Source organism: Pseudoalteromonas sp. 2CM28B (genome assembly GCF_023161935.1).
The window spans coordinates 523,126-541,513 of sequence record NZ_JALNTH010000001.1 but is presented as its reverse complement, the minus strand read 5'-3'; the positions used below and the strand labels follow the sequence as shown (position 1 = coordinate 541,513).

General features: G+C 42.5%; 18 protein-coding genes. 10 read left to right on the top strand and 8 right to left on the bottom strand.

Annotated features, from left to right (window positions below; genetic code table 11):
• Nucleotides 1-2: 2 nt before the first annotated feature.
• Nucleotides 3-1,232 carry a phosphoglycerate dehydrogenase gene (gene serA / locus MTN96_RS02455; RefSeq protein ID WP_004586164.1) on the top strand — a complete coding sequence of 410 codons (1,230 nt, stop codon included), beginning with the start codon at nucleotides 3-5 and terminating at the stop codon, nucleotides 1,230-1,232.
• A gap of 86 nt (nucleotides 1,233-1,318) precedes the next feature.
• Here serA and MTN96_RS02450 read toward each other — a convergent pair whose 3' ends face one another.
• Entirely contained in the window at nucleotides 1,319-2,251 is a 933-nt protein-coding gene (locus tag MTN96_RS02450) for a hypothetical protein (protein ID WP_029774278.1), read from the bottom strand.
• 75 nt (nucleotides 2,252-2,326) lie between these two features.
• Complete coding sequence (radA, locus tag MTN96_RS02445) at nucleotides 2,327-3,712, bottom strand: DNA repair protein RadA (protein ID WP_004586161.1); 1,386 nt, start codon at nucleotides 3,710-3,712, stop codon at nucleotides 2,327-2,329.
• A gap of 359 nt (nucleotides 3,713-4,071) precedes the next feature.
• Here radA and MTN96_RS02440 point away from each other — a divergent pair, with 359 nt between their 5' ends.
• The gene (locus MTN96_RS02440; protein ID WP_248530645.1) at nucleotides 4,072-6,549 is read left to right on the top strand and encodes a PilZ domain-containing protein; all 2,478 of its coding nucleotides are present in this window, start codon (nucleotides 4,072-4,074) and stop codon (nucleotides 6,547-6,549) included.
• A 190-nt stretch (nucleotides 6,550-6,739) separates the two neighbouring features.
• On the opposite strand, the gene serB is transcribed toward MTN96_RS02440, so the two are convergent.
• Entirely contained in the window at nucleotides 6,740-7,756 is a 1,017-nt protein-coding gene (gene serB / locus MTN96_RS02435) for a phosphoserine phosphatase SerB (protein ID WP_248530644.1), read from the bottom strand.
• A gap of 151 nt (nucleotides 7,757-7,907) precedes the next feature.
• Here serB and MTN96_RS02430 point away from each other — a divergent pair, with 151 nt between their 5' ends.
• Nucleotides 7,908-8,528 carry an AhpA/YtjB family protein gene (locus tag MTN96_RS02430; RefSeq protein WP_004586158.1) on the top strand — a complete coding sequence of 207 codons (621 nt, stop codon included), beginning with the start codon at nucleotides 7,908-7,910 and terminating at the stop codon, nucleotides 8,526-8,528.
• On the opposite strand, the gene MTN96_RS02425 is transcribed toward MTN96_RS02430, so the two are convergent.
• The 5 genes from MTN96_RS02425 to MTN96_RS02405 all read right to left on the bottom strand — a co-directional run bounded on the left by MTN96_RS02425 (nucleotide 8,495) and on the right by MTN96_RS02405 (nucleotide 14,591).
• On the bottom strand, nucleotides 8,495-9,262 hold the full coding sequence (locus tag MTN96_RS02425) for a TatD family hydrolase (protein ID WP_248530643.1): 768 nt from the start codon (nucleotides 9,260-9,262) through the stop codon (nucleotides 8,495-8,497). The genes MTN96_RS02430 and MTN96_RS02425 overlap by 34 nt on opposite strands.
• 12 nt (nucleotides 9,263-9,274) lie before the next feature.
• On the bottom strand, nucleotides 9,275-9,913 hold the full coding sequence (pdxH, locus tag MTN96_RS02420) for a pyridoxamine 5'-phosphate oxidase (RefSeq protein WP_248530642.1): 639 nt from the start codon (nucleotides 9,911-9,913) through the stop codon (nucleotides 9,275-9,277).
• A gap of 379 nt (nucleotides 9,914-10,292) precedes the next feature.
• On the bottom strand, nucleotides 10,293-12,035 hold the full coding sequence (gene argS, locus MTN96_RS02415) for an arginine--tRNA ligase (RefSeq protein ID WP_248442783.1): 1,743 nt from the start codon (nucleotides 12,033-12,035) through the stop codon (nucleotides 10,293-10,295).
• A gap of 62 nt (nucleotides 12,036-12,097) precedes the next feature.
• Entirely contained in the window at nucleotides 12,098-13,687 is a 1,590-nt protein-coding gene (gene prfC / locus MTN96_RS02410) for a peptide chain release factor 3 (protein WP_248530641.1), read from the bottom strand.
• Nucleotides 13,688-13,943: 256 nt separating this feature from the next.
• The gene (locus tag MTN96_RS02405) at nucleotides 13,944-14,591 is read right to left on the bottom strand and encodes a LexA family transcriptional regulator (RefSeq protein ID WP_015066602.1); all 648 of its coding nucleotides are present in this window, start codon (nucleotides 14,589-14,591) and stop codon (nucleotides 13,944-13,946) included.
• A gap of 117 nt (nucleotides 14,592-14,708) precedes the next feature.
• Here MTN96_RS02405 and MTN96_RS02400 point away from each other — a divergent pair, with 117 nt between their 5' ends.
• From MTN96_RS02400 to eexR, 7 genes are read left to right on the top strand one after another with little or no spacing between them, the layout of a single operon-like run.
• Entirely contained in the window at nucleotides 14,709-14,960 is a 252-nt protein-coding gene (locus MTN96_RS02400) for a helix-turn-helix domain-containing protein (RefSeq protein WP_000451746.1), read from the top strand.
• 55 nt (nucleotides 14,961-15,015) lie between these two features.
• Nucleotides 15,016-15,885 (top strand): hypothetical protein, encoded by an 870-nt coding sequence (locus MTN96_RS02395; protein ID WP_248530640.1) that lies wholly within the window; start codon nucleotides 15,016-15,018, stop codon nucleotides 15,883-15,885.
• The gene (locus MTN96_RS02390) at nucleotides 15,872-16,534 is read left to right on the top strand and encodes a DUF6475 domain-containing protein (protein WP_001158521.1); all 663 of its coding nucleotides are present in this window, start codon (nucleotides 15,872-15,874) and stop codon (nucleotides 16,532-16,534) included. The genes MTN96_RS02395 and MTN96_RS02390 overlap by 14 nt, the downstream gene beginning before the upstream one ends.
• Nucleotides 16,521-17,069: a lytic transglycosylase domain-containing protein gene (locus MTN96_RS02385; protein ID WP_000848909.1), complete on the top strand. Its 549-nt coding sequence runs from the start codon at nucleotides 16,521-16,523 to the stop codon at nucleotides 17,067-17,069. Before MTN96_RS02390 ends, MTN96_RS02385 begins: the two co-directional genes overlap by 14 nt.
• A complete protein-coding gene (locus MTN96_RS02380) occupies nucleotides 17,066-17,365 on the top strand; it encodes a flagellar transcriptional regulator FlhD (protein ID WP_000210563.1) in 300 nt (99 codons plus the stop codon). The genes MTN96_RS02385 and MTN96_RS02380 overlap by 4 nt, the downstream gene beginning before the upstream one ends.
• Nucleotides 17,362-17,895 carry a FlhC family transcriptional regulator gene (locus MTN96_RS02375; RefSeq protein ID WP_000566755.1) on the top strand — a complete coding sequence of 178 codons (534 nt, stop codon included), beginning with the start codon at nucleotides 17,362-17,364 and terminating at the stop codon, nucleotides 17,893-17,895. Before MTN96_RS02380 ends, MTN96_RS02375 begins: the two co-directional genes overlap by 4 nt.
• A 54-nt stretch (nucleotides 17,896-17,949) precedes the next feature.
• Complete coding sequence (gene eexR / locus MTN96_RS02370) at nucleotides 17,950-18,381, top strand: entry exclusion protein EexR (protein ID WP_248530639.1); 432 nt, start codon at nucleotides 17,950-17,952, stop codon at nucleotides 18,379-18,381.
• The last annotated feature ends 7 nt before the right edge of the window (nucleotides 18,382-18,388 follow it).

Genomic DNA, 18,388 nt, shown 5'->3' with positions numbered 1-18,388 from the left:
TTATGAGTAAGGTATCGTTAGCAAAAGACAAAATTAAAATTCTCTTGCTTGAAGGTGTTCACCAAAGCGCAGTAGAAACGCTTAAACGTAATGGTTACAGCAACATCGACTACGTAAAAACATCGCTACCTGAGGACGAACTTAAAGAGCGTATTAAAGATGTGCACTTTGTAGGGCTTCGTTCTCGTACTCATATTAACCAAGCAGTTTTAGACTCAGCTGAAAAGCTAGTAGCCATTGGTTGTTTTTGTATTGGTACTAACCAAGTTGACTTAAACTCAGCTCGAGAGCGCGGTATTGCAGTATTTAATGCACCGTTTTCAAACACTCGTTCAGTGGCTGAACTTGTACTTGGCGAAATACTATTACTATTACGTGGTATTCCAGAGCGTAATGCAGCAGCGCACCGTGGCGGCTGGTTAAAAACAGCAACCGGCTCGTTTGAAGCGCGCGGTAAAACGCTCGGGATTATTGGTTACGGCCACATAGGTACCCAGCTTGGTATTATGGCTGAAAACATAGGTATGAACGTAGAGTATTACGACATTGAAGATAAGCTCTCTTTAGGTAATGCAACACAAATTCATAACCTAACACAGCTTTTACAGCGCGCTGATATTATTAGTTTACACGTACCAGAAACACCGCAAACTAAAAACCTAATTGGCACAGCAGAACTTGCCGTAATGAAGCAAGGATCAATACTAATTAACGCTTCACGCGGTACTGTAGTGGATATTGATGCACTTGCCGAAGCACTTAGCGAGAAAAAGCTAAGCGGCGCAGCTATTGATGTATTCCCTGTTGAGCCAAAATCTAACGAAGAAGAATTTGTATCGCCACTGCGTGAATTCGACAACGTTATTTTAACGCCGCACATTGGTGGTTCAACCCAAGAAGCGCAAGAAAACATTGGTATTGAAGTAGCCGGTAAATTAGCTAAATACTCAGATAATGGTTCAACTATTACAGCGGTTAACTTCCCTGAGGTTTCGCTACCAGAGCTTGCTAACCGTAGCCGCTTATTGCACGTACACCACAACCGCCCTGGCGTACTTACGCAAATTAACCAAGCATTTGCCCAGCACGGTATTAACATTGCCGCTCAGTACTTACAAACTGATGAATCAATTGGTTATGTAGTTATTGACGTAGATACCGATCAGTCAGAAGTTGCACTTAAAGAGCTAAGCGCAGTAGAAGGTACAATTAGAGCGCGTATTCTTCACTAAGCTATCAGCTAAAATAATAAAAGCCGTACTTGATTAATCAAGTACGGCTTTTTTGTATTAAACTGGCTACTAAGAGCTGTTCGCAATTACTCGCCTTTAACTTCTAAATTAACAAATTTAACTAGCTCTTCAGGCTGGCCAGCTAACATCATTATTTGCTGGTTTACTTCCATCATGGTTTTACCTTCAGGCAATTTTGCCGATATGCTTAATGAGTTTAAACCTTTGGCAAAATCAGTCAGCGCCTGTGCTATTTCTTCAGTTACGGGAGCTTGCTGTAACTGTTGCTGTAGCGTCATTTGCATTTGCTCAAGCGTCATACCTTGTTTTTCAAGCTCGCTCACAAATAGCTCTTTTAATTTGCCTTGGTTATTAAGTACTAAATTAATATTTCGTGGCTCAAGCTTACTCATAGCTTGCATAACTAAGGTTTGCTGTTGTAACTCTTGCTCGTACGTAAGCGGCGTGTCACCTGCTTCTTGCTGCGCTTTGCTTATAGCAAGGGATGCGTCCATTAATGCTTTAGAATTGGCAAGGCCTACATCCATATTAAAACTAGCAATATCTTTTGCATCTAGTTTTAAAACTACGTCACTGTCGCCAGATTGTTCATCGTAATCGAGCGATGAGCTTAAGTCGTAACTTGCAGAGGCAAGCATTTCGTTTGTATCAGCAGGTAGTTTTGCTACAAAGTCTTTATCGAACTGAAAGCTTTTTACTGTAAACGATGTATGTGGCGATATTTTATCGGTTTCGTAACCGGTTACTTCAATACTTTGAATATGCGCTACGTTATCACCTTCAGGGCTAATTACTTCCATGTTAGTAATTTCAACACTTTGAGAAATAACACTTGCCGATAAACCCGCGTATTTAAATGTTGCACCGGTTTGATCGCTCACTAAAGCAAGCTGCTTGTCTACTTCGGTACGTACTTCTTGAGTTGCTACATAGTTTGCGTAGCTAACACCGCCTACGCCGGCTGCAACGATGGCTATGGCTATTACGAGTTTTTTCATGCTATTTCCTTATTCTGATCTTTATATAAATTGTGTTTGCTCAAGAGTAACATTGCACAGCAGCCGCTGTAAGCGTTAATTAATTAAACTCAGTAACTCGTGCACGGTTTTTACTGGCGTAATTTTAGCCCCTAGTCCTTCCATCGATTTATGGTAATTACGAAACGGAATAAATATTTCAGTAAACCCATGCTGTGCCGCTTCTTTAACCCGTGGTACACCGCTGTCGATTGGGCGCACATCGCCGTTTAAACTAAGCTCTCCCATAATGCAGGTTGTACGCGGTACAACAAACTCGTTTAAGCTGCTTAAAAGCGCGGTTACTAACGCTAAATCAATACAGGTTTCGGTTTCATCGATTCGTAAGCCGCCCACAATATTAAAAAACGTATCGTGAAATATTTTAGTTTTGGTGTGTTTGCGTAAAATACCAGTGAGCATTTTTATTCGGTTCATGTTTAAACCCACGCACACACGCTGCGGAAATTCGGCTTCGGTTTCGGTGGTTAAACATTGTATTTCGAGCAATAAGTTACGGTTACCTTTTCGGATACACGTAATAGTAGAGCCTGGTGATTCAGTACTTGATCCCGATAAAAAAATCTCGCTGGGGTTATCAACACTTAGCATGCCGCGTTCGCACATTTTAAAAATGCCTACGGTATCAATATCACCAAAACGGTTTTTGTTAGCTCTAAGCGTACGTACCTGCCCATCATTCGTGTCAATATGCAATAAGGCATCCACTATATGCACTAATGTTTGCGGCCCTGCAATTTCGTTGTTTTTATTAACATGGGCAATAATAAACATAGTGACATCGTTTTGCTTACAATACTGAGTGAGCGCTTGCGCGGCACTTTTTACTTGCGAAGGCGAACCAGGACTGCCATTTGCAGTGTCGGTTACAACAGCTTGAATAGAGTCGATAACAGCAAACTTAATTTTATTTTTATCAAGCTCTTCAATAATGGTTTCTACGCTAGTTTCAGAAAGTAAATAAAGCTCATCGGCGTTATAGTTAAGCTTTAAGCGGTTTACACGGTTTTTAAACTGCGACAACGACTCCTCAGCAGTACAGTAAAGTGATGGCATACGCTGCGACATTCTGGCTACTAAATCAGATAACAGCGTTGTTTTACCTGCCCCTGGGTCGCCCGATATAATATTAACCGAGCCCGTGGTTACGCCGCCGCTTAGTACACGGTCAAGCTCGCCTATTTCTGTTAGCTGCTTTTCGGCCTCGGTGGTGGCTACATCATCAATTTTTTTAGAGCCGCCACCAATGCCACCTGCATAACCACCAACGGTTGCTCGCGCAGCGGCTTTTTTACTTTGCCCTGCAGAGGGTTTAAATTCTGCCAACGTGTTCCACGCACCACAGCGACACTGACCTTGCCAACGTTGGTAGTTCATACCACACTCTGTACAAACAAATTCTACTTTTGCCGCCTTAGCCATTTATAACCTTACCTACTATTCTTTAATTTAAAATGCATACATTTAGTTGTTTATTTTATCATGGGGAGAACGACATAGCAGCGCTACATTGCTAAAGCCACTCAAGGATCTATATTAGAAACAAACACATGTAATTTTCTCTTTTACTTTAAGTTAGGGCATACTTATTGCTTTTAAATACTTTAAAGTAACTTGCCAACAAATTGGCATTTAACACATAATAACAAGAGTTAAACTGTACTTACACGAAAAATCGTACCTATATTAATAACATAGCACGATGTTACGTTTATTGAATTTTTCAAATAAATGGACTTTACAGTATACCTACTTTTCAATTAGACGGTGACGATTTATAAATGGCTGAAGACATACTGCTCAAACACGAAGACCTCGTAAATGAGCTAAAAACCTATTTAGGTAACGCAAAGTTCGACCTAATTTTCAAATCTAAAACGGCAGGTTTAACAAAGCCTGAGCAGTTTTTAATGAAAATGGAAATGTCGCGCCTGTCTCAGCCAGTTGCCCGTTTTGTTGACCTGCGAGGCTTAGTAACAGGCCAAGTTCGCCCGTATGAGCACAATGGTAAACAACACTTTATGGATGACACCGCCATAGAAGTATTTGAGGCAGCCTTAAAACAACACGGCGGCTATACTTTAGCGGTATACGAAGCGGTAATGAATACCGAAAACAACCATCGCGTACTACAAAAACAAGCACAAGAGCAAAGTGGTACACAAGTTGAAAACGACACTCTGACTACCAGCGTAATAAAATTTGCCTCTTATGAAAGCCGCTCTGAGGAGCGAATGAACTACTCGATTAAAGTTAAAATTGAGTACAACGATAAGAAAAACATTGCCGCTAGTACCTCAGATATTTCTTTGAGTGGTTGTAAAATTAAGTTTCCTACCCGCCAAATTATAAAAAAAGGGCAGCTAATTGCCATGCGGCTAGTAGGGCTTGAGCAAGATTTTGAGCTAGGCCTTAAAAATGGCATTCAATATGAAGTAGTTGCAGTTGAAAACATATCTCGTGAATATAACCACATTCGTTTAAAGCGTACTTTTATAGAAAAAAATGAAGCATTCGATAATTTTTTAGATAGCTTTATAAACGGTAATAAACGCCGCTATAAAGTGAACTTAGATAACACCCTAGATGCAGTGGTTTCAAAGGGTTATGAGCAATATTATATTCCGCGCGTTACCTCTTTATACGTGTTTTTAAGTAAAAAAGGCGAACAAATTGTTCCTAGTTTAAGCCTAACCACTGAAAATAATATTTTTATTCAGCGCTATTTTACTGATGAACGAAAAGTGCCCTGCTTATATAGCATTTTAAATAATCAACGTATTAGCCAAATGCTTACCCAAGTAAACGCAGTAAAAGAAGATTACTTATATACGTTTACTCATGTTTCTGCAGGAAAAATTTATTACTACTCAGCCACGCGTACAGAGCTTAATAACAACCCTAAATTAAGAAACCTGTTTTTAGGGTTTGGTAGCCAAAAAGACAGCTGGCAATGCTTTAAGTTACAAGTTATGCCAAGCCACCCTGATGATTCGTTTATTCCATTATCGTTGCCTAATTCGGCGGGTAAAAACATAGAAAAGCTTAATAAGCCACCTTCTCCAAGAGTGGCAGGCCTTATAAAAGATGTAAAATATATTGCGGTTTTAACCGCCATTGGCAACAGTGAAGAACAAGCGCATTATAAGAAGCAGCCCTACGATAGGGCGTTAGTTAACCAGCTTAAACATTTTGGCCACGCTAAGCATAATAAGCCTCCTTATTTAGATATTGTGCCACTAGAGTATGTAAATTTACGCTCTCACAAACGATACTTATATAAAACACCTGCCGAGCTTACGTTTGAGGATAAGCAGTATCAGGCTCATACTCGGGATTTTTCGGTTATGGGCTTGCAATTAGAGTCAGACTCGCCGGTTAGCTTTAAAAAAGGTGATATTGTTTTACTGTCTTTCCCCGATTTACAAAAAATAACTAAAAAGCATAATTTAAGTGAGCTTAAATACGAAGTGATGGCAATTAGTAAGTCGTTAACGACCATTAATTTAAAAGCCAACAGAGTTGCTGACTTACCACATGCAGGGGTTAACTTTTTTACCCAATTAATTCAAAGTAATAAAGATAAATTAAAAGTGTCTGAAGAAGCCCCTAAAATAGAAGGCCTTTCTACCGCACTGAGAAATATGGTGACCAAAAGTGTGTGCCAATTCCCGCTTTATTTACATAAAGAAGCAAGCCACTTTATTCCAGGTGCCATAGGTTTTGGTTTATATGCCAGCCCAATTCACGTGATTTTACAAAATTTTGGCTTATTAAATAATAAAACTGACCTAAGCCATATTTTAACGCAGCAACAAATTATTGATGTGATCACCCCAAGCATTAAAGATCGTAGCCGACAAGACCCGCCTTTGCCATTTACACTCGCAATTAATTTTGACCCTAAACAAGATAACATTGAAAAGGCTGTGACGAGCCAATGCGTACTAGGCGAAAACTATTCAAGCTTTAGTGAGCAAATTAGCGCAGGCGTTAAATCTGAGCTGGTATTTGTTATGCGCTTGTACTTATCGCGAACGGGTCGCCCAGATACAAACTACCTATCAAACGAACTTAAATATGTAAGCCAATATGCAATGCACAAAGCAAAAGACATAGAAGAAGCTCTGTGGGCAGTATCTGGGGTGGGTGATATTGTAGATATAACCGACGAAGCACTTAGCCATTTAGAGTTAGATCAAAAGCAGGTCGCTCAAATGGGCCGCAGAAAGCTGTTATGGTTAAACCGCTTGCGCTAAGCGGCTTAATACCAATCGACTTAAAAGTTTATAGCGTGCTAAATAAAGCGTTAGCGGCGTTATAAACTTCTCAAATAGAACAACTACATGTCGAAATTTATGCCTTGTTATCACGCTATTTATCTGTCGCTATAAATATCTAAATAACTTAACCCGATTGGTATAACTTATCTTGGTGGATATTCTCAGGTTACTTATTTAAGGGAATAGCCAACATATACAACAATTGCAGTAACGAGCCCTGACATATAGCCGCTTGAGCTTGCTCCACCACTTTTGGTTTACCATGTACGGCAACACCTAACCCTGCTTTTTCCATCATTAGCAAATCATTTGCACCATCGCCAATGGCTACCGTTTGCGTATTTGCTAAGCCCAGCTTTTGCTGCAGTGTTTCTAAAACAACCGCTTTTTGCTGCGCATCAACAATGGCACCAGAGACTTTTCCTGTGAGTTTATTGTTTGCAAATTCAAGCACATTAGCATGTACTTCATCTAAATTAATCAGCTGCTGCACACGCTCGGCAAAGGGCACAAACCCGCCTGATGCTATAGCAAGATACCAATTATGCTGCTTTAATATTTGGCATAACGCTTTAATACCTGGCATTAATGGTAAGGTGCTTTTTAAATCTTCAATTAAGCTTTGCTCTATGCCGGCTAACTTTGCTACACGCTGATTTAAACTTTCGCTAAAATCTAGTTTGCCCGCCATTGCAAGCGCGGTCACAGAAGCCACATCGTCATATACATCTGCTAAACGTGCAATTTCATCAATACACTCTATGGTGATGGCGGTAGAGTCCATATCCATAACCAGCAGCCCTGGCTCATATAGGTTGGGTGGCGTTGTAACTTGCACTAGCTGAAAATCAAGCGTGTTTGCAAACTCTCTTAGCGCAAGCGGGTTAATTTTTTGCTCCGCCTCTGGGCTATAAAAACACAGAGCTGGGGCTAACCCTAAGTCGGGCTGATATTGACATACAGCGGTTACTTTAAGCGCGTGCGTTTTTAGAAAGTCGATAATGCTCGTTACATGCTTTAGTTCGAAATCGCCCGCAAACGCAATACTAAATAACCCAACGGTTTTATCTGGTATTGTTTGAGCAGGAGTAAAACTCCCTTCTTTGTAATCAAACCATGTGTTTAGCGTTAAAGAATGTAATGCTTGCTCAGCAGCTGGCTGTGCCATGTTCATTTGCGACATGGGTTCTCCGTGTTTGTTATTTATTTTTCTAATTTGGCGTATCAATTAGGGTATTCATAACGCTAAATTCGCCATCGGGGTAGATTTAAGGTTATAGTTAGCGTAGTTGTAACATCAAATCAAAATGCTGTCAGTAGCATATACGGTGACTATGAAAAATAACCATATAAAAAGCCCTTTGTCTGCATCACAAAGAAAGCGAATCGTTCGCTTGTTATTGGCTGCGGGCTGTTTTGTATTACTGAGTTTTGTAGGTGTTAACAGTAGCTTTGAAAGCCACCAACTACTTTATAATAGTGCCGATAATACTGCCAAAAGCTTAACCTCATTTATGGCACTTAATGCTAAAGAGCCATTGCTTGCTAAAAATAAGCCACAGCTTAGAGCTTTGTGTAATGATATAAGCAAAGACGAGTTTGTACTTTCAGCCACAATTTACGATCAGCAAGGCGTACTTATAGCCAGCAGCGATCACTGGCAATCGCACCACATATTTGGCCAATTGCCAGAGTCTACCCCAGGGATTAGTAAACTAAAAACCCCATTTGTTGAGCCTGTTGTAAGCGACATAGATAAGCCTTTAGGCTTTGTATCTATTACTTATTTAACCCGCGCGGCAATATCTGACAGCCACAATCATTTTCATGATTTAGGCAGGCAAGTTTTATTAATGCTAGTAATAGCCTGTATTTTTACATGGCAGCTAGGGCGAGGCCTAAAACGTTGGCAGGTAAATCGCTATATGCAAAAAACCTCAGAGCAAGAATCGTAAAGCTGCTGAGCAAGTTCGGCTTTATTACTATTTGGCTTTAAGCTGCATAAAACTTCAAATACAGTAGGAATATGCGCAGGGGTGTTAATTTCTCCCTGATGGCCACTTAATGGCATTGAGGGTGCGTCCGTCTCAAGCACTAAATGCTGCGGTTCTATTTGAGCAATTACATCACGGGTTTTAGCTGCTCGTTCATAAGTAATAACGCCACCTACACCTAATTTAAAGCCCTGTTTAATATAATACTGTGCTTGTTGCATGGAGCCTGAGTATGCATGTATCACCCCGCCATATTTTGGCTTGCAGCGCTTAAACGCATGCGCAATTAAATCATGGCTTTGCCTGTGATGCACAATAAGCGGCAGCTTGAGCTCGTTAGCAAGGGTAATATGTTGCTCAAATAGGCTGGTTTGTTTTTCAAGGTCATCAATACTTCTATCAAGCCCGCACTCCCCTATTGCCACCAGCTGTTTTTTATTGGTTTTTGCAAAATCGAATAACTGCGCTAAGTGAGCATCTTTATGCTCATTTAAAAAGTAAGGGTGAAGCCCTGCGGCAATATGTACTTGTGGGTATTTAGCTTTAAATTCAATTAGCTGCTGAGATTGCGCCAAGCTAATACCTGGCACAACAAAGCGCTCAACACCTTTAGCCATACACTCTTTTATGAGTGCTTCGCGGTTTGCGTCAAACTCAGTAAAATCGAGGTGGCAGTGGGAGTCTATAAACTTCACAGCGTAAACCGGTTAAGGGTTTAAACGCGTTATTTGCCAGCTATTATCGGTTTGGCGCTGATAGATAAAGCGGTCGTGTAAACGATGTGCGCCACCTTGCCAAAACTCAATTTTAGAAGGGATTACGCAGTAACCGCCCCAAAAGTCAGGAAGTGGAATTTCACCATTAGCAAATTTACTCTTCATATTAGCAAAGGTTTCCATAAGCACTTTGCGCGATGAGACCGGCCTGCTTTGCGCTGAGGCCCATGCTGCTAATTGGCTTTCTTTAGGGCGCGATAAAAAATATTTAGCGACTGCAGCCGTCGGTAATGGTTTTGCCTCGCCGTATACAATCACTTGGCGCTCCATATGATGCCACGGAAAATGCAGCGATATTTTGTTATTGCCTTTTAGCTCTTGCGCTTTACGTGAGCCGGTATTAGTAAAAAATACAAACCCGTTATCATCTAAATGTTTTAGCAATACAATACGCTGTGAAGGTTGCCCGGTTTCATCAACCGTTGCCACAACCATGGCCGTTGGGTCTGGGATATTACTGCCCACAGCATGCTCAAGCCACGTTTCAAATTGTTTGAATGGATCATCTTGCAAGTTATCTTCGCTTAGCGCGTCTTGCAGGTATTCACGGCGGATGTCTTCGAGTTTCATAAACAAATCCTTCTCTGTTTATTAAAGCGTATGTGGGTAAGTAAGGTCAGGCAATTAATAGTAATCAGTAATAAGAACAATTTTATATTTTGGGTTAGTGCTTGGTTAATGTTGGGTTTCGTTTCACTCAACCCAACCTACGGTGCTGACAAGGCGAAGTGCTTTTTTATGCCAAGGAGCATACGGTTTGTATGTGACTTAGGCTAAAAAAGCACGACAACGCAGTCAAAGCGAACTACACGCAGCAGAAGGTTCACCTATGTAGTTTAGCCTAAGACAAGGCATCCACCTCCTACTTATCCCTATGAGCATACGATTTGTATGTGATTAGGGTAAGTTGGGGTGGATAACGCAGTATTAGGTTAAAATACGACGGTGATTACATTTGCTCCATGACTTCAATGCCTAACAAATCCAATCCTGTTTTTAGTGTATCTGCCACTAAATTACATAACACTAAACGGCTGTCACGTACGTTTGGCTCTACGCCTTCTTTTAGTACTGGGCAGGCTTCATAGAATGTCATGTATAGGCTAGCTAGCTCGTATAAGTAGCTACATAGTACGTGCGGAGTAGCCTCAGAGATCATTAAATCAAGGACTTCTTCAAGCTGTAGCAGTTTAAGTGCGAGTGCTTTTTCTTGCGGCTCGGCTATGGCTACATCTGCATTTAGCGTAGCGGCGTCGACACCTGATTTACGGAAAATACTGCGCACACGGGTATAAGCATATTGTAAGTAAGGTGCTGTTGCGCCTTCAAAGCTTAACATGGTGTCCCAGTTGAATATGTAATCACTGGTACGATGCTTAGAAAGATCAGCGTATTTAACAGCGCCAATACCTACTTTACGCGCAATTTCGCTGCGATCATGATCTGATAAATCAGATTCACGCTCAGCAAGCTTTGTTGCTGCACGACTAATTGATTCTTCAAGTAAATCAGCAAGTTTTACTGTACCACCTGTACGGGTTTTAAATGGTTTACCATCGGCGCCCATCATGGTGCCAAACGGGCAAAACTCGTAGCTCGTTTCATCGCGTAAAAGGCCTGCTTTACGTGCGGTAAGCTCCACCTGATTAAAGTGAAGGCTTTGGCGCGCATCAACAAATATTAAAATACGCTCAGCGCCTAAGGTATTTGAGCGGTAGTTACACGCGGCTAAATCGGTGGTTGCATATAAAAAGCCGCCGCCAGATTTTTGCACGATAAACGCCGATGGCTCACCATCTTTATTGGCAAGTTCATCTAAAAAGACCACTTGTGCGCCTTGCGACTCTACCGCTATGTTTTTATCTTTTAATAGGCTAATAATATCGTTAAGCTCACTGTTGTAAGCACTTTCAGCCATAATATCGTCTTGGGTAAGCGTTACGTTTAGACGTTTGTAAACTTCTTCAGAGTGCTTAACAGAGGTCGCTATAAATAGCTTCCATAGCTTTTCACAGTGCGCGTCGCCGCCTTGTAGTTTAACTACATAGTCACGGGCTTTATCGGCAAAGCCTTCTTCATCGTCAAAGCGCTTTTTAGCATCGCGGTAAAACGTTTCTAAATCAGCAAGCGCTACCGACTCTAAGTCTACGCCTTGGCTAATTTGATCTTCTAAATGCGCAATTAGCATACCAAATTGTGTGCCCCAATCGCCCATGTGGTTTTGACGAATGACTTTGTCGCCTCTAAATTCAAGCGCACGTACAATGGCATCACCAATAATGGTTGAACGCAAATGGCCTACGTGCATTTCTTTTGCAAGGTTAGGTGATGAGTAATCTACCACGACAGTTTGCGGGTTTGCGTGCTCGTTTACAGCCAGTTTTGCATCGCTGTTTGCTGCTTTTACACTGTTGGCTAAAAACTCAGGCTTTAAATGAATATTAATAAAACCTGGGCCGGCAATTTCTGTTTTTTCAGCGATGTCGGTTACATCTAGGTTATCAATAATTTTTTGCGCAAGCTCACGTGGGTTGCTTTTCATTTTTTTAGCGGCGCCCATTGCACCATTAATTTGGTAATCACCAAACTGTGGGCGTGTGCTTTGTGTAACAGCTGGGTTTGTGTCTTCTGGTAGGCCTGCTGCGGTCATGGCGGCAATGGCTTTTTCTACTAAAATAGTACGAATGTTCATTATATTATTTACCTTTGTAAGCCCGCCATAGCAGGCTTTCAGTTAACTTTAGTCAGTCGATTCTAGTTTTCGCGCGTATGGTTAAAGGTTACTTCTGGGTAACGCTCTACCGATAAGTTAAGGTTTACACGGCTCGGTGCTATGTAAGTTAAGTTATCGCCACCATCGAGTGCTAAGTTGCTTTCGCACTTACGTTTAAACTCTTCAAACTTTTTAACATCGTCGCTGCTTACCCAACGTGCCGTATTTACATTTACGCCTTCGTAAATTGCATCTACGTTGTACTCAGCTTTTAAGCGCGCTACAACTACGTCAAACTGTAGTACACCTACCGCGCCTACAATTAAATCGTTGTTAGTAAGCGGTCTAAATACCTGTACAGCACCTTCTTCAGAAAGTTGTACTAAGCCTTTTAATAACTGCTTTTGCTTAAGCGGATCGCGCAAACGAATACGACGAAATAGCTCAGGCGCAAAGTTAGGAATACCGCTAAATTTAAGCTTTTCGCCTTGCGTAAAGGTATCACCAATTTGAATGGTACCGTGGTTATGCAAACCAATAATATCGCCCGCATATGCATCTGCTGCACGCTCACGATCGCCCGCCATAAAGGTTACCGCATCAGAAATACTAATTTGCTTACCAAGGCGTACGTGGTTCATTTTCATGCCTTGGCTGTATTTGCCCGACACAATACGCATAAAGGCAATGCGGTCACGGTGTTTAGGGTCCATGTTGGCCTGAATTTTAAACACAAAGCCAGTAAAGTTTTCTTCTGTTGCGATTACTTGGCGGTCATCTGTTTCGCGCGGTAATGGCGTTGGTGCCCATTGCGTTAAACCATCAAGTACATGGTCTACACCAAAGTTACCAAGGGCTGTACCAAAGTACACCGGTGAAAGCTCACCCGCTAAAAACAATTCAAGATCAAACTCATTTGAGGCACCAATTACCAGCTCTAGCTCTTCACGTAATTGCTCAGCGAGTTCTTCACCAATGGCGGTATCAAGCTCTGGGTTATCTAGGCCTTTTACAGTGCGAACTTCTTGAATAGTATGACCTTGGCCTGTTTTGTATAAAACCGCTTCGTCGTTATGAATGTGATAAACACCTTTAAACTCTTTACCACAACCAATTGGCCAGGTAATAGGCGCACAGGCAATATTTAGCTCTGTTTCTACTTCATCAAGTAGTTCCATTGGGTCACGAATATCACGGTCACACTTATTCATAAAGGTAACAATAGGCGTGGTACGTAGGCGCGTAACTTCCATTAGCTTACGGGTACGTTCTTCTACACCTTTTGCGGCATCAATAACCATTAAACACGAATCTACCGCGGTCAATGTACGGTAAGTATCTTCTGAGAAGTCTTCGTGTCCAGGGGTATCAAGTAAATTAACCAGCGCATTGTTATACGGAAACTGCATTACAGAGGTAGTAACCGATATACCACGCTCTTTTTCCATTTCCATCCAGTCAGACTTTGCATGCTGATTAGAGCCACGGCCTTTTACAGTACCGGCTTTTTGAATCGCTTGTCCGAACAAAAGTACTTTTTCGGTGATGGTGGTTTTACCAGCATCCGGGTGCGAGATGATAGCAAAGGTCCTTCGCTTATTGATTTCATTGAGAAAATCTTGGTTTGCCATGTATAAATTCTTTTAGTTTGTACACGGATTTGTACACACTTTTGGAAGTACTCTCTTTTCAGTTCTTCGCTTGTCAAATCCGTCGTGTTAATCGTAATTGGTCGCTATTTTCGCTGATCTTGACTTTATAAACAATCAATGGTTATCTAATCGGTTACCATTTACTCTCAGCGTGCGCCAATGCTCAGTTGTAGCTGTTTGCAATCGTTGCTTCTTCAGCTCATGAACAACTGTGGCTAAACCACAAATTCCTTCGCTACCAAAAATCGATGATAGCTTGTTTAACAACGCCAATAATTGAGCAATTGCCGTTGATCGGTATTGCTGGATATTGTGGATTGAGAGGCTTCAAATATTTTTGCTCACCATCCAAGACTAATTGTTTAAAGGTTGCTTCTCTTGAATCATCAAGCCGCGCTACAACCAATGAACCAGATGAGTAAGGAGCATCAGGATCTACAACTATAACAGCACCTTCTGGTATTGATTTTTTGCCGCTTGGATTTTCCATACTGTCGCCTTTTACGCGAAGCGCGAAACAACCTTCATGTGCTTTCCCAGTGACTTCACGCCACTCCTCTGCATCTTCAAAGGCAAATCCCTCCGCTATTTCAGTCCAATCCCCAGCCTGAACCCAATTAATAAGAGGAATACTCCCTTTAATGTCAGGCCCTACTTCTACATTACCGACCCCCAAGCCAATCTCGCCATCACCTGTGGCGAGCCAATGAGCATTCACGCGAAGCGCCTCCGCGATCTGCATGGTGTAACGAGACCTAGCCGATTTACCAGAGCAAATCTGGCTGATCGACTGCTGTTTGATACCAATGCGACGAGCCAACTCAGACTGAGTCACCCCAGTAAGCTGCAAGGCATGGTTTAGTCGTTCGGATAAAGTTTTCATAAGCCCGTATTCTACAAATAAAACTGTAGCCTTTCAACAATTTTAACTGTTGACTTACCTACAGTTTAAACTGTAACATTCAATCTTGTAACAGTTATTATTGTAACAGGAGACGGTATGGAAGTGTTCAACACGACACAAAAACATCTCCGCCGTGCCATTGACTTGGTCGGCGGGCAATCAGCATTAGCACGAGCCATCAACTCAAAACAGCAAAACGTCTGGTTTTGGTTGAATAAATCAGGGCGTGTTCCCGCTGAATTCGTTTTACCCATCGAACAAGCTACGCAAGGACAGGTAACCCGATCTCAGTTAAGACCGGACATCTACCCCGAATGCCCAAGCGAGCTGAAAGCCAGTAACCAGTAGGATTAAGGGCAAGTAATGGTCAGCATTTTACGTAAACACAAAAGCGAGTACCTCCATGCGTGATTATGGCAAGGTCTATACCCGCTTTTGGCTAAAGCAAAGTGTTTTGTCCTGGAGTGACTCAGCGAAGTTGCTAGGACTGTATTTGCTTACATGCCCGCATTGTAATTTGCTTGGCTGCTTTCGACTGCCGATTGGTTACGTTGCTTCTGACTTGAACTGGGATGAGCAACAGGTTGCCAAGGCGTTAAGTGAGTTAGAACAAGATCAGTTCCTGATTCGTTGCGAGGAATCTGGTTGGACTTTGATTCGAAGCTTTCTGAAGCACAACCCAATCGAAAACCCAAACCAAGGTAAGGCAGCCTTTCGGTTGCTTAAAGATGTACCTGCCGACTTCGTTGGTATGGCATCGCTTTTGAAATCTCTTGCCGCTTTTCAAGCTCGGCTTCCAGAAGAATTTTCATCATTGTTTATGCCTGTTGGCAACCCGGTAAGGGACTCTCAACGGTCGGATGACTCTGAGAGAAGCAATAAACCAACAGTTAAAACTGTTTATCACATACAGTTTGAAGACTTCTGGGATGTACAAATACGCAAAGAAAAAAAAGCTAAAGCCAAAGAAGAATGGCTACGCATGGGCCTCAATGAAGACCATGAACTCGCCTTGGAAGTGCTAACACGCTGGAAAGAGCAACGAGACAACCGATTGCAGTATCAAGATCGGACTAAGACCCCTATGCCACATAACTGGCTTTTAAACCGGCAATGGGAAGACGAGTACGTTCGCATTGATGAAGTACAGCAATCATCGACGAGCCTAAAGGGCAGCAATCACCAATTGAATATTGAAGAAAGCAATCGTCGCATCGCTGAAAGCTGGGCCGGACCAGGTATTCGGGAGGTTCGTTCAAGTGCAGGAGGTTGATAAACGCGAGTTTGCTGAAGTTTGGGGAGCAGCTTGGGCCATGTATGGCAAAAGCGTATCACCGCAATTGCTATCCATCGCATTTGAAGCCCTTCGTGCTTATAGCATTGAAGAAGTGCGAATCGGTCTGACTCGGCATATTCAATCACCGGATACTGGGCAATTTTTTCCAAAGCCCGCTGACGTCATCAAGCATATCGATGGCAACTCGGGTTCAAGAGCCATGGTTGCTTGGAACAAAGTTGACAAGGCTGTTCGTCAGGTTGGTGCTTGGACATCCGTGATGTTTGACGATGCACTTATCCACCGCGTGATTTCAGACATGGGGGGATGGGTTGAACTCTGCAAAGTTGATGACAGGGAATACCCCTTTAAGCAAAAAGAGTTTTTAACACGCTACCAGGCTTACTTGCTGCGGGACGAAGTGGGTGAATACCCAAGGCTATTACAGGGTATTGCAGACCATCAGAACCAGCAAAAAGGATTTGATATGCAAGCGCCTGTTGCCGTGGGTGACTGGTCAAAAGCGGCACAAGTTTACACGAGAGGCATCGCCAATTTTAGCGCAGTGCCTTTGAAAAGAATAAGCCCGAAAGCCATTCAGGCGCTTCTCGGAAATCAATTAGAGGACAAAAATGAAAACGATTAAAGCAAAAACCGTTGCCCTAGTGATAGCCATGTCCGCAAGCACTTCAGTCTATGCGTTTCCGGGCTATCAGTGGGAAAAAGCAGCACAAAGTGTTGGTATTGATCCAGTCATGCTCTACGCCGTTGCCTTGGCTGAGTCAGCCTCACATCGAGGTCTTAACATGACCAGTCCATGGCCATACGCAATTCGCAATGGTTCAAACGCAACCTACGCCAAATCTAAGACAGAAGCGGAGCAACTGTTAAACCAGGCACTTCAAGAGAGTGAAAAATACCAGCTCGATATTGGCCTTATGCAAATCAATTTGCATTGGCATGGGCATCGAGTGAGCTCAGCAGCTGAACTGCTAGACCCCATCACCAACCTTACTGTCGGCTCCAGTATTTTGGCCGAAGCAATCAAGTCTTCACCAAACGATTTAGAGCTTGGCATAGGCCGCTATCACAGTTGGAACGAAGAGCGTGCACGCTGGTATGGGCAAAGAGTGCTTTCTATTTATCGCAATATTTTACATGAACTGGAGGTCCGTCAATGACAACCAATCAACAAGACTTCTATCAATTAAATTTGGCGTACCTACACGCAGCACGAGAATTAGCGCGAATTGATCCGCAAGAGGCTGTCTTGCGCTTTGGACTTACACGCGATGTGGTTGATGCACTGATTAATGCTGGTGTTGACGACCTGCAACGAGTGGCGACCTCATCATTCATGCTGTTTCAACCAAGGGGAAACCAGAGCCAACTGATTGAGATGGTGAAGAGCAAAGGCACAGGTATCCCAAGAATCGCTTATTTATTATCAACCTTAAACAACAAGGGGGATGCATGATTGATAACCTGTCCAAAAGTGAGCTGTTTACCCGAGCCTCGCTGCTTATTAAATACGGATTTCGAACAACCATTATCGCGCTCGATACAGGTTTGCCAATCCACATTATCAGAAGGCTCCACAAAGAAGTGACTGGCAAGTCACCTTGTCCTGGTCAATTGCCAGAATCTGATGCCATCGTTAAAAGTAGAAGAGCCTTGGTTGAAGGCTCCCTGCTGATGGCGCTTTATGTCAATATTGGTGGTGACAATGTCTACAAGCAATTAAATATTGATGCTTTGATGAAGGCTTACGATGCGTACTTGGTTGCAAGAAAAGAAGCAGATCTTCCAGCTGAGATCCCCTGGAAAAAACTAACCATCAATGAAGGTTGGGTTCTAGCTCGTGATTTAAGATCACAGCTTGCATCCTTACACCGGTGTCGATGCGGTAGTCTGTATTTGACGGTATCTCAACAGCGCATTCAGCTTAAATGTCCTGTGTGCGAAATTATGGCCGAGCAAACCACTAGAGCACTTTTTGAGAACTAACATGCTGATACATGATTTGATTGTGCACCGCCCGTGCACTTTGAGAGTACTAAGATGACAAACTTACTTAAATCTTTACCAGCACGCTGCTGGGTTATATCACTGGGGCTTTTTCTGGCGACTTTGGCTGCGGCTCATTTTTTTCCATCAGAAATATTAACGGCATCTGCCAAGTTAGCGGCTCTGCCATTTCTGTTCTGCACCGTCGTTTTTCTCAGCTACTTGGGATTCAAAGCGACCTGCAACCCCATCGGCCTTATAGCCATCACCACTATGTTTTTAGCAATCGCATATTGGCAAGCGAGTTGGACAATTTTCTGTGTCGGCTTAGCTTTCTTAGGCTTAAGCGGTCTAATCCGTTTGTTTCAAAGGCAACTGAAAGATACCGGTCGAGAACTAAGCCTGAGCGAAAAAAAATATTGGTACTGGGTAAACGAATTTGCAGATGGTCGCTCATCTATTCTCCCCAAAAAACCAAAAAAGTAGCCAGCCT

Excerpts from the sequence above, each read along its gene's own strand:
- MTN96_RS02375 (WP_000566755.1), top strand. The coding sequence starts at position 17,362 with ATGATTGATAACCTGTCCAAAAGTGAGCTGTTTACCCGAGCCTCGCTG.
- MTN96_RS02400 (WP_000451746.1), top strand. The coding sequence starts at position 14,709 with ATGGAAGTGTTCAACACGACACAAAAACATCTCCGCCGTGCCATTGAC.
- prfC (WP_248530641.1), bottom strand. The coding sequence starts at position 13,687 with ATGGCAAACCAAGATTTTCTCAATGAAATCAATAAGCGAAGGACCTTT.
- serB (WP_248530644.1), bottom strand. The coding sequence starts at position 7,756 with ATGTCGCAAATGAACATGGCACAGCCAGCTGCTGAGCAAGCATTACAT.
- MTN96_RS02450 (WP_029774278.1), bottom strand. The coding sequence starts at position 2,251 with ATGAAAAAACTCGTAATAGCCATAGCCATCGTTGCAGCCGGCGTAGGC.
- serA (WP_004586164.1), top strand. The coding sequence starts at position 3 with ATGAGTAAGGTATCGTTAGCAAAAGACAAAATTAAAATTCTCTTGCTT.
- eexR (WP_248530639.1), top strand. The coding sequence starts at position 17,950 with ATGACAAACTTACTTAAATCTTTACCAGCACGCTGCTGGGTTATATCA.
- MTN96_RS02430 (WP_004586158.1), top strand. The coding sequence starts at position 7,908 with ATGAAAAATAACCATATAAAAAGCCCTTTGTCTGCATCACAAAGAAAG.
- pdxH (WP_248530642.1), bottom strand. The coding sequence starts at position 9,913 with ATGAAACTCGAAGACATCCGCCGTGAATACCTGCAAGACGCGCTAAGC.
- argS (WP_248442783.1), bottom strand. The coding sequence starts at position 12,035 with ATGAACATTCGTACTATTTTAGTAGAAAAAGCCATTGCCGCCATGACC.
- MTN96_RS02385 (WP_000848909.1), top strand. The coding sequence starts at position 16,521 with ATGAAAACGATTAAAGCAAAAACCGTTGCCCTAGTGATAGCCATGTCC.
- MTN96_RS02380 (WP_000210563.1), top strand. The coding sequence starts at position 17,066 with ATGACAACCAATCAACAAGACTTCTATCAATTAAATTTGGCGTACCTA.
- MTN96_RS02395 (WP_248530640.1), top strand. The coding sequence starts at position 15,016 with ATGCGTGATTATGGCAAGGTCTATACCCGCTTTTGGCTAAAGCAAAGT.
- radA (WP_004586161.1), bottom strand. The coding sequence starts at position 3,712 with ATGGCTAAGGCGGCAAAAGTAGAATTTGTTTGTACAGAGTGTGGTATG.
- MTN96_RS02440 (WP_248530645.1), top strand. The coding sequence starts at position 4,072 with ATGGCTGAAGACATACTGCTCAAACACGAAGACCTCGTAAATGAGCTA.
- MTN96_RS02405 (WP_015066602.1), bottom strand. The coding sequence starts at position 14,591 with ATGAAAACTTTATCCGAACGACTAAACCATGCCTTGCAGCTTACTGGG.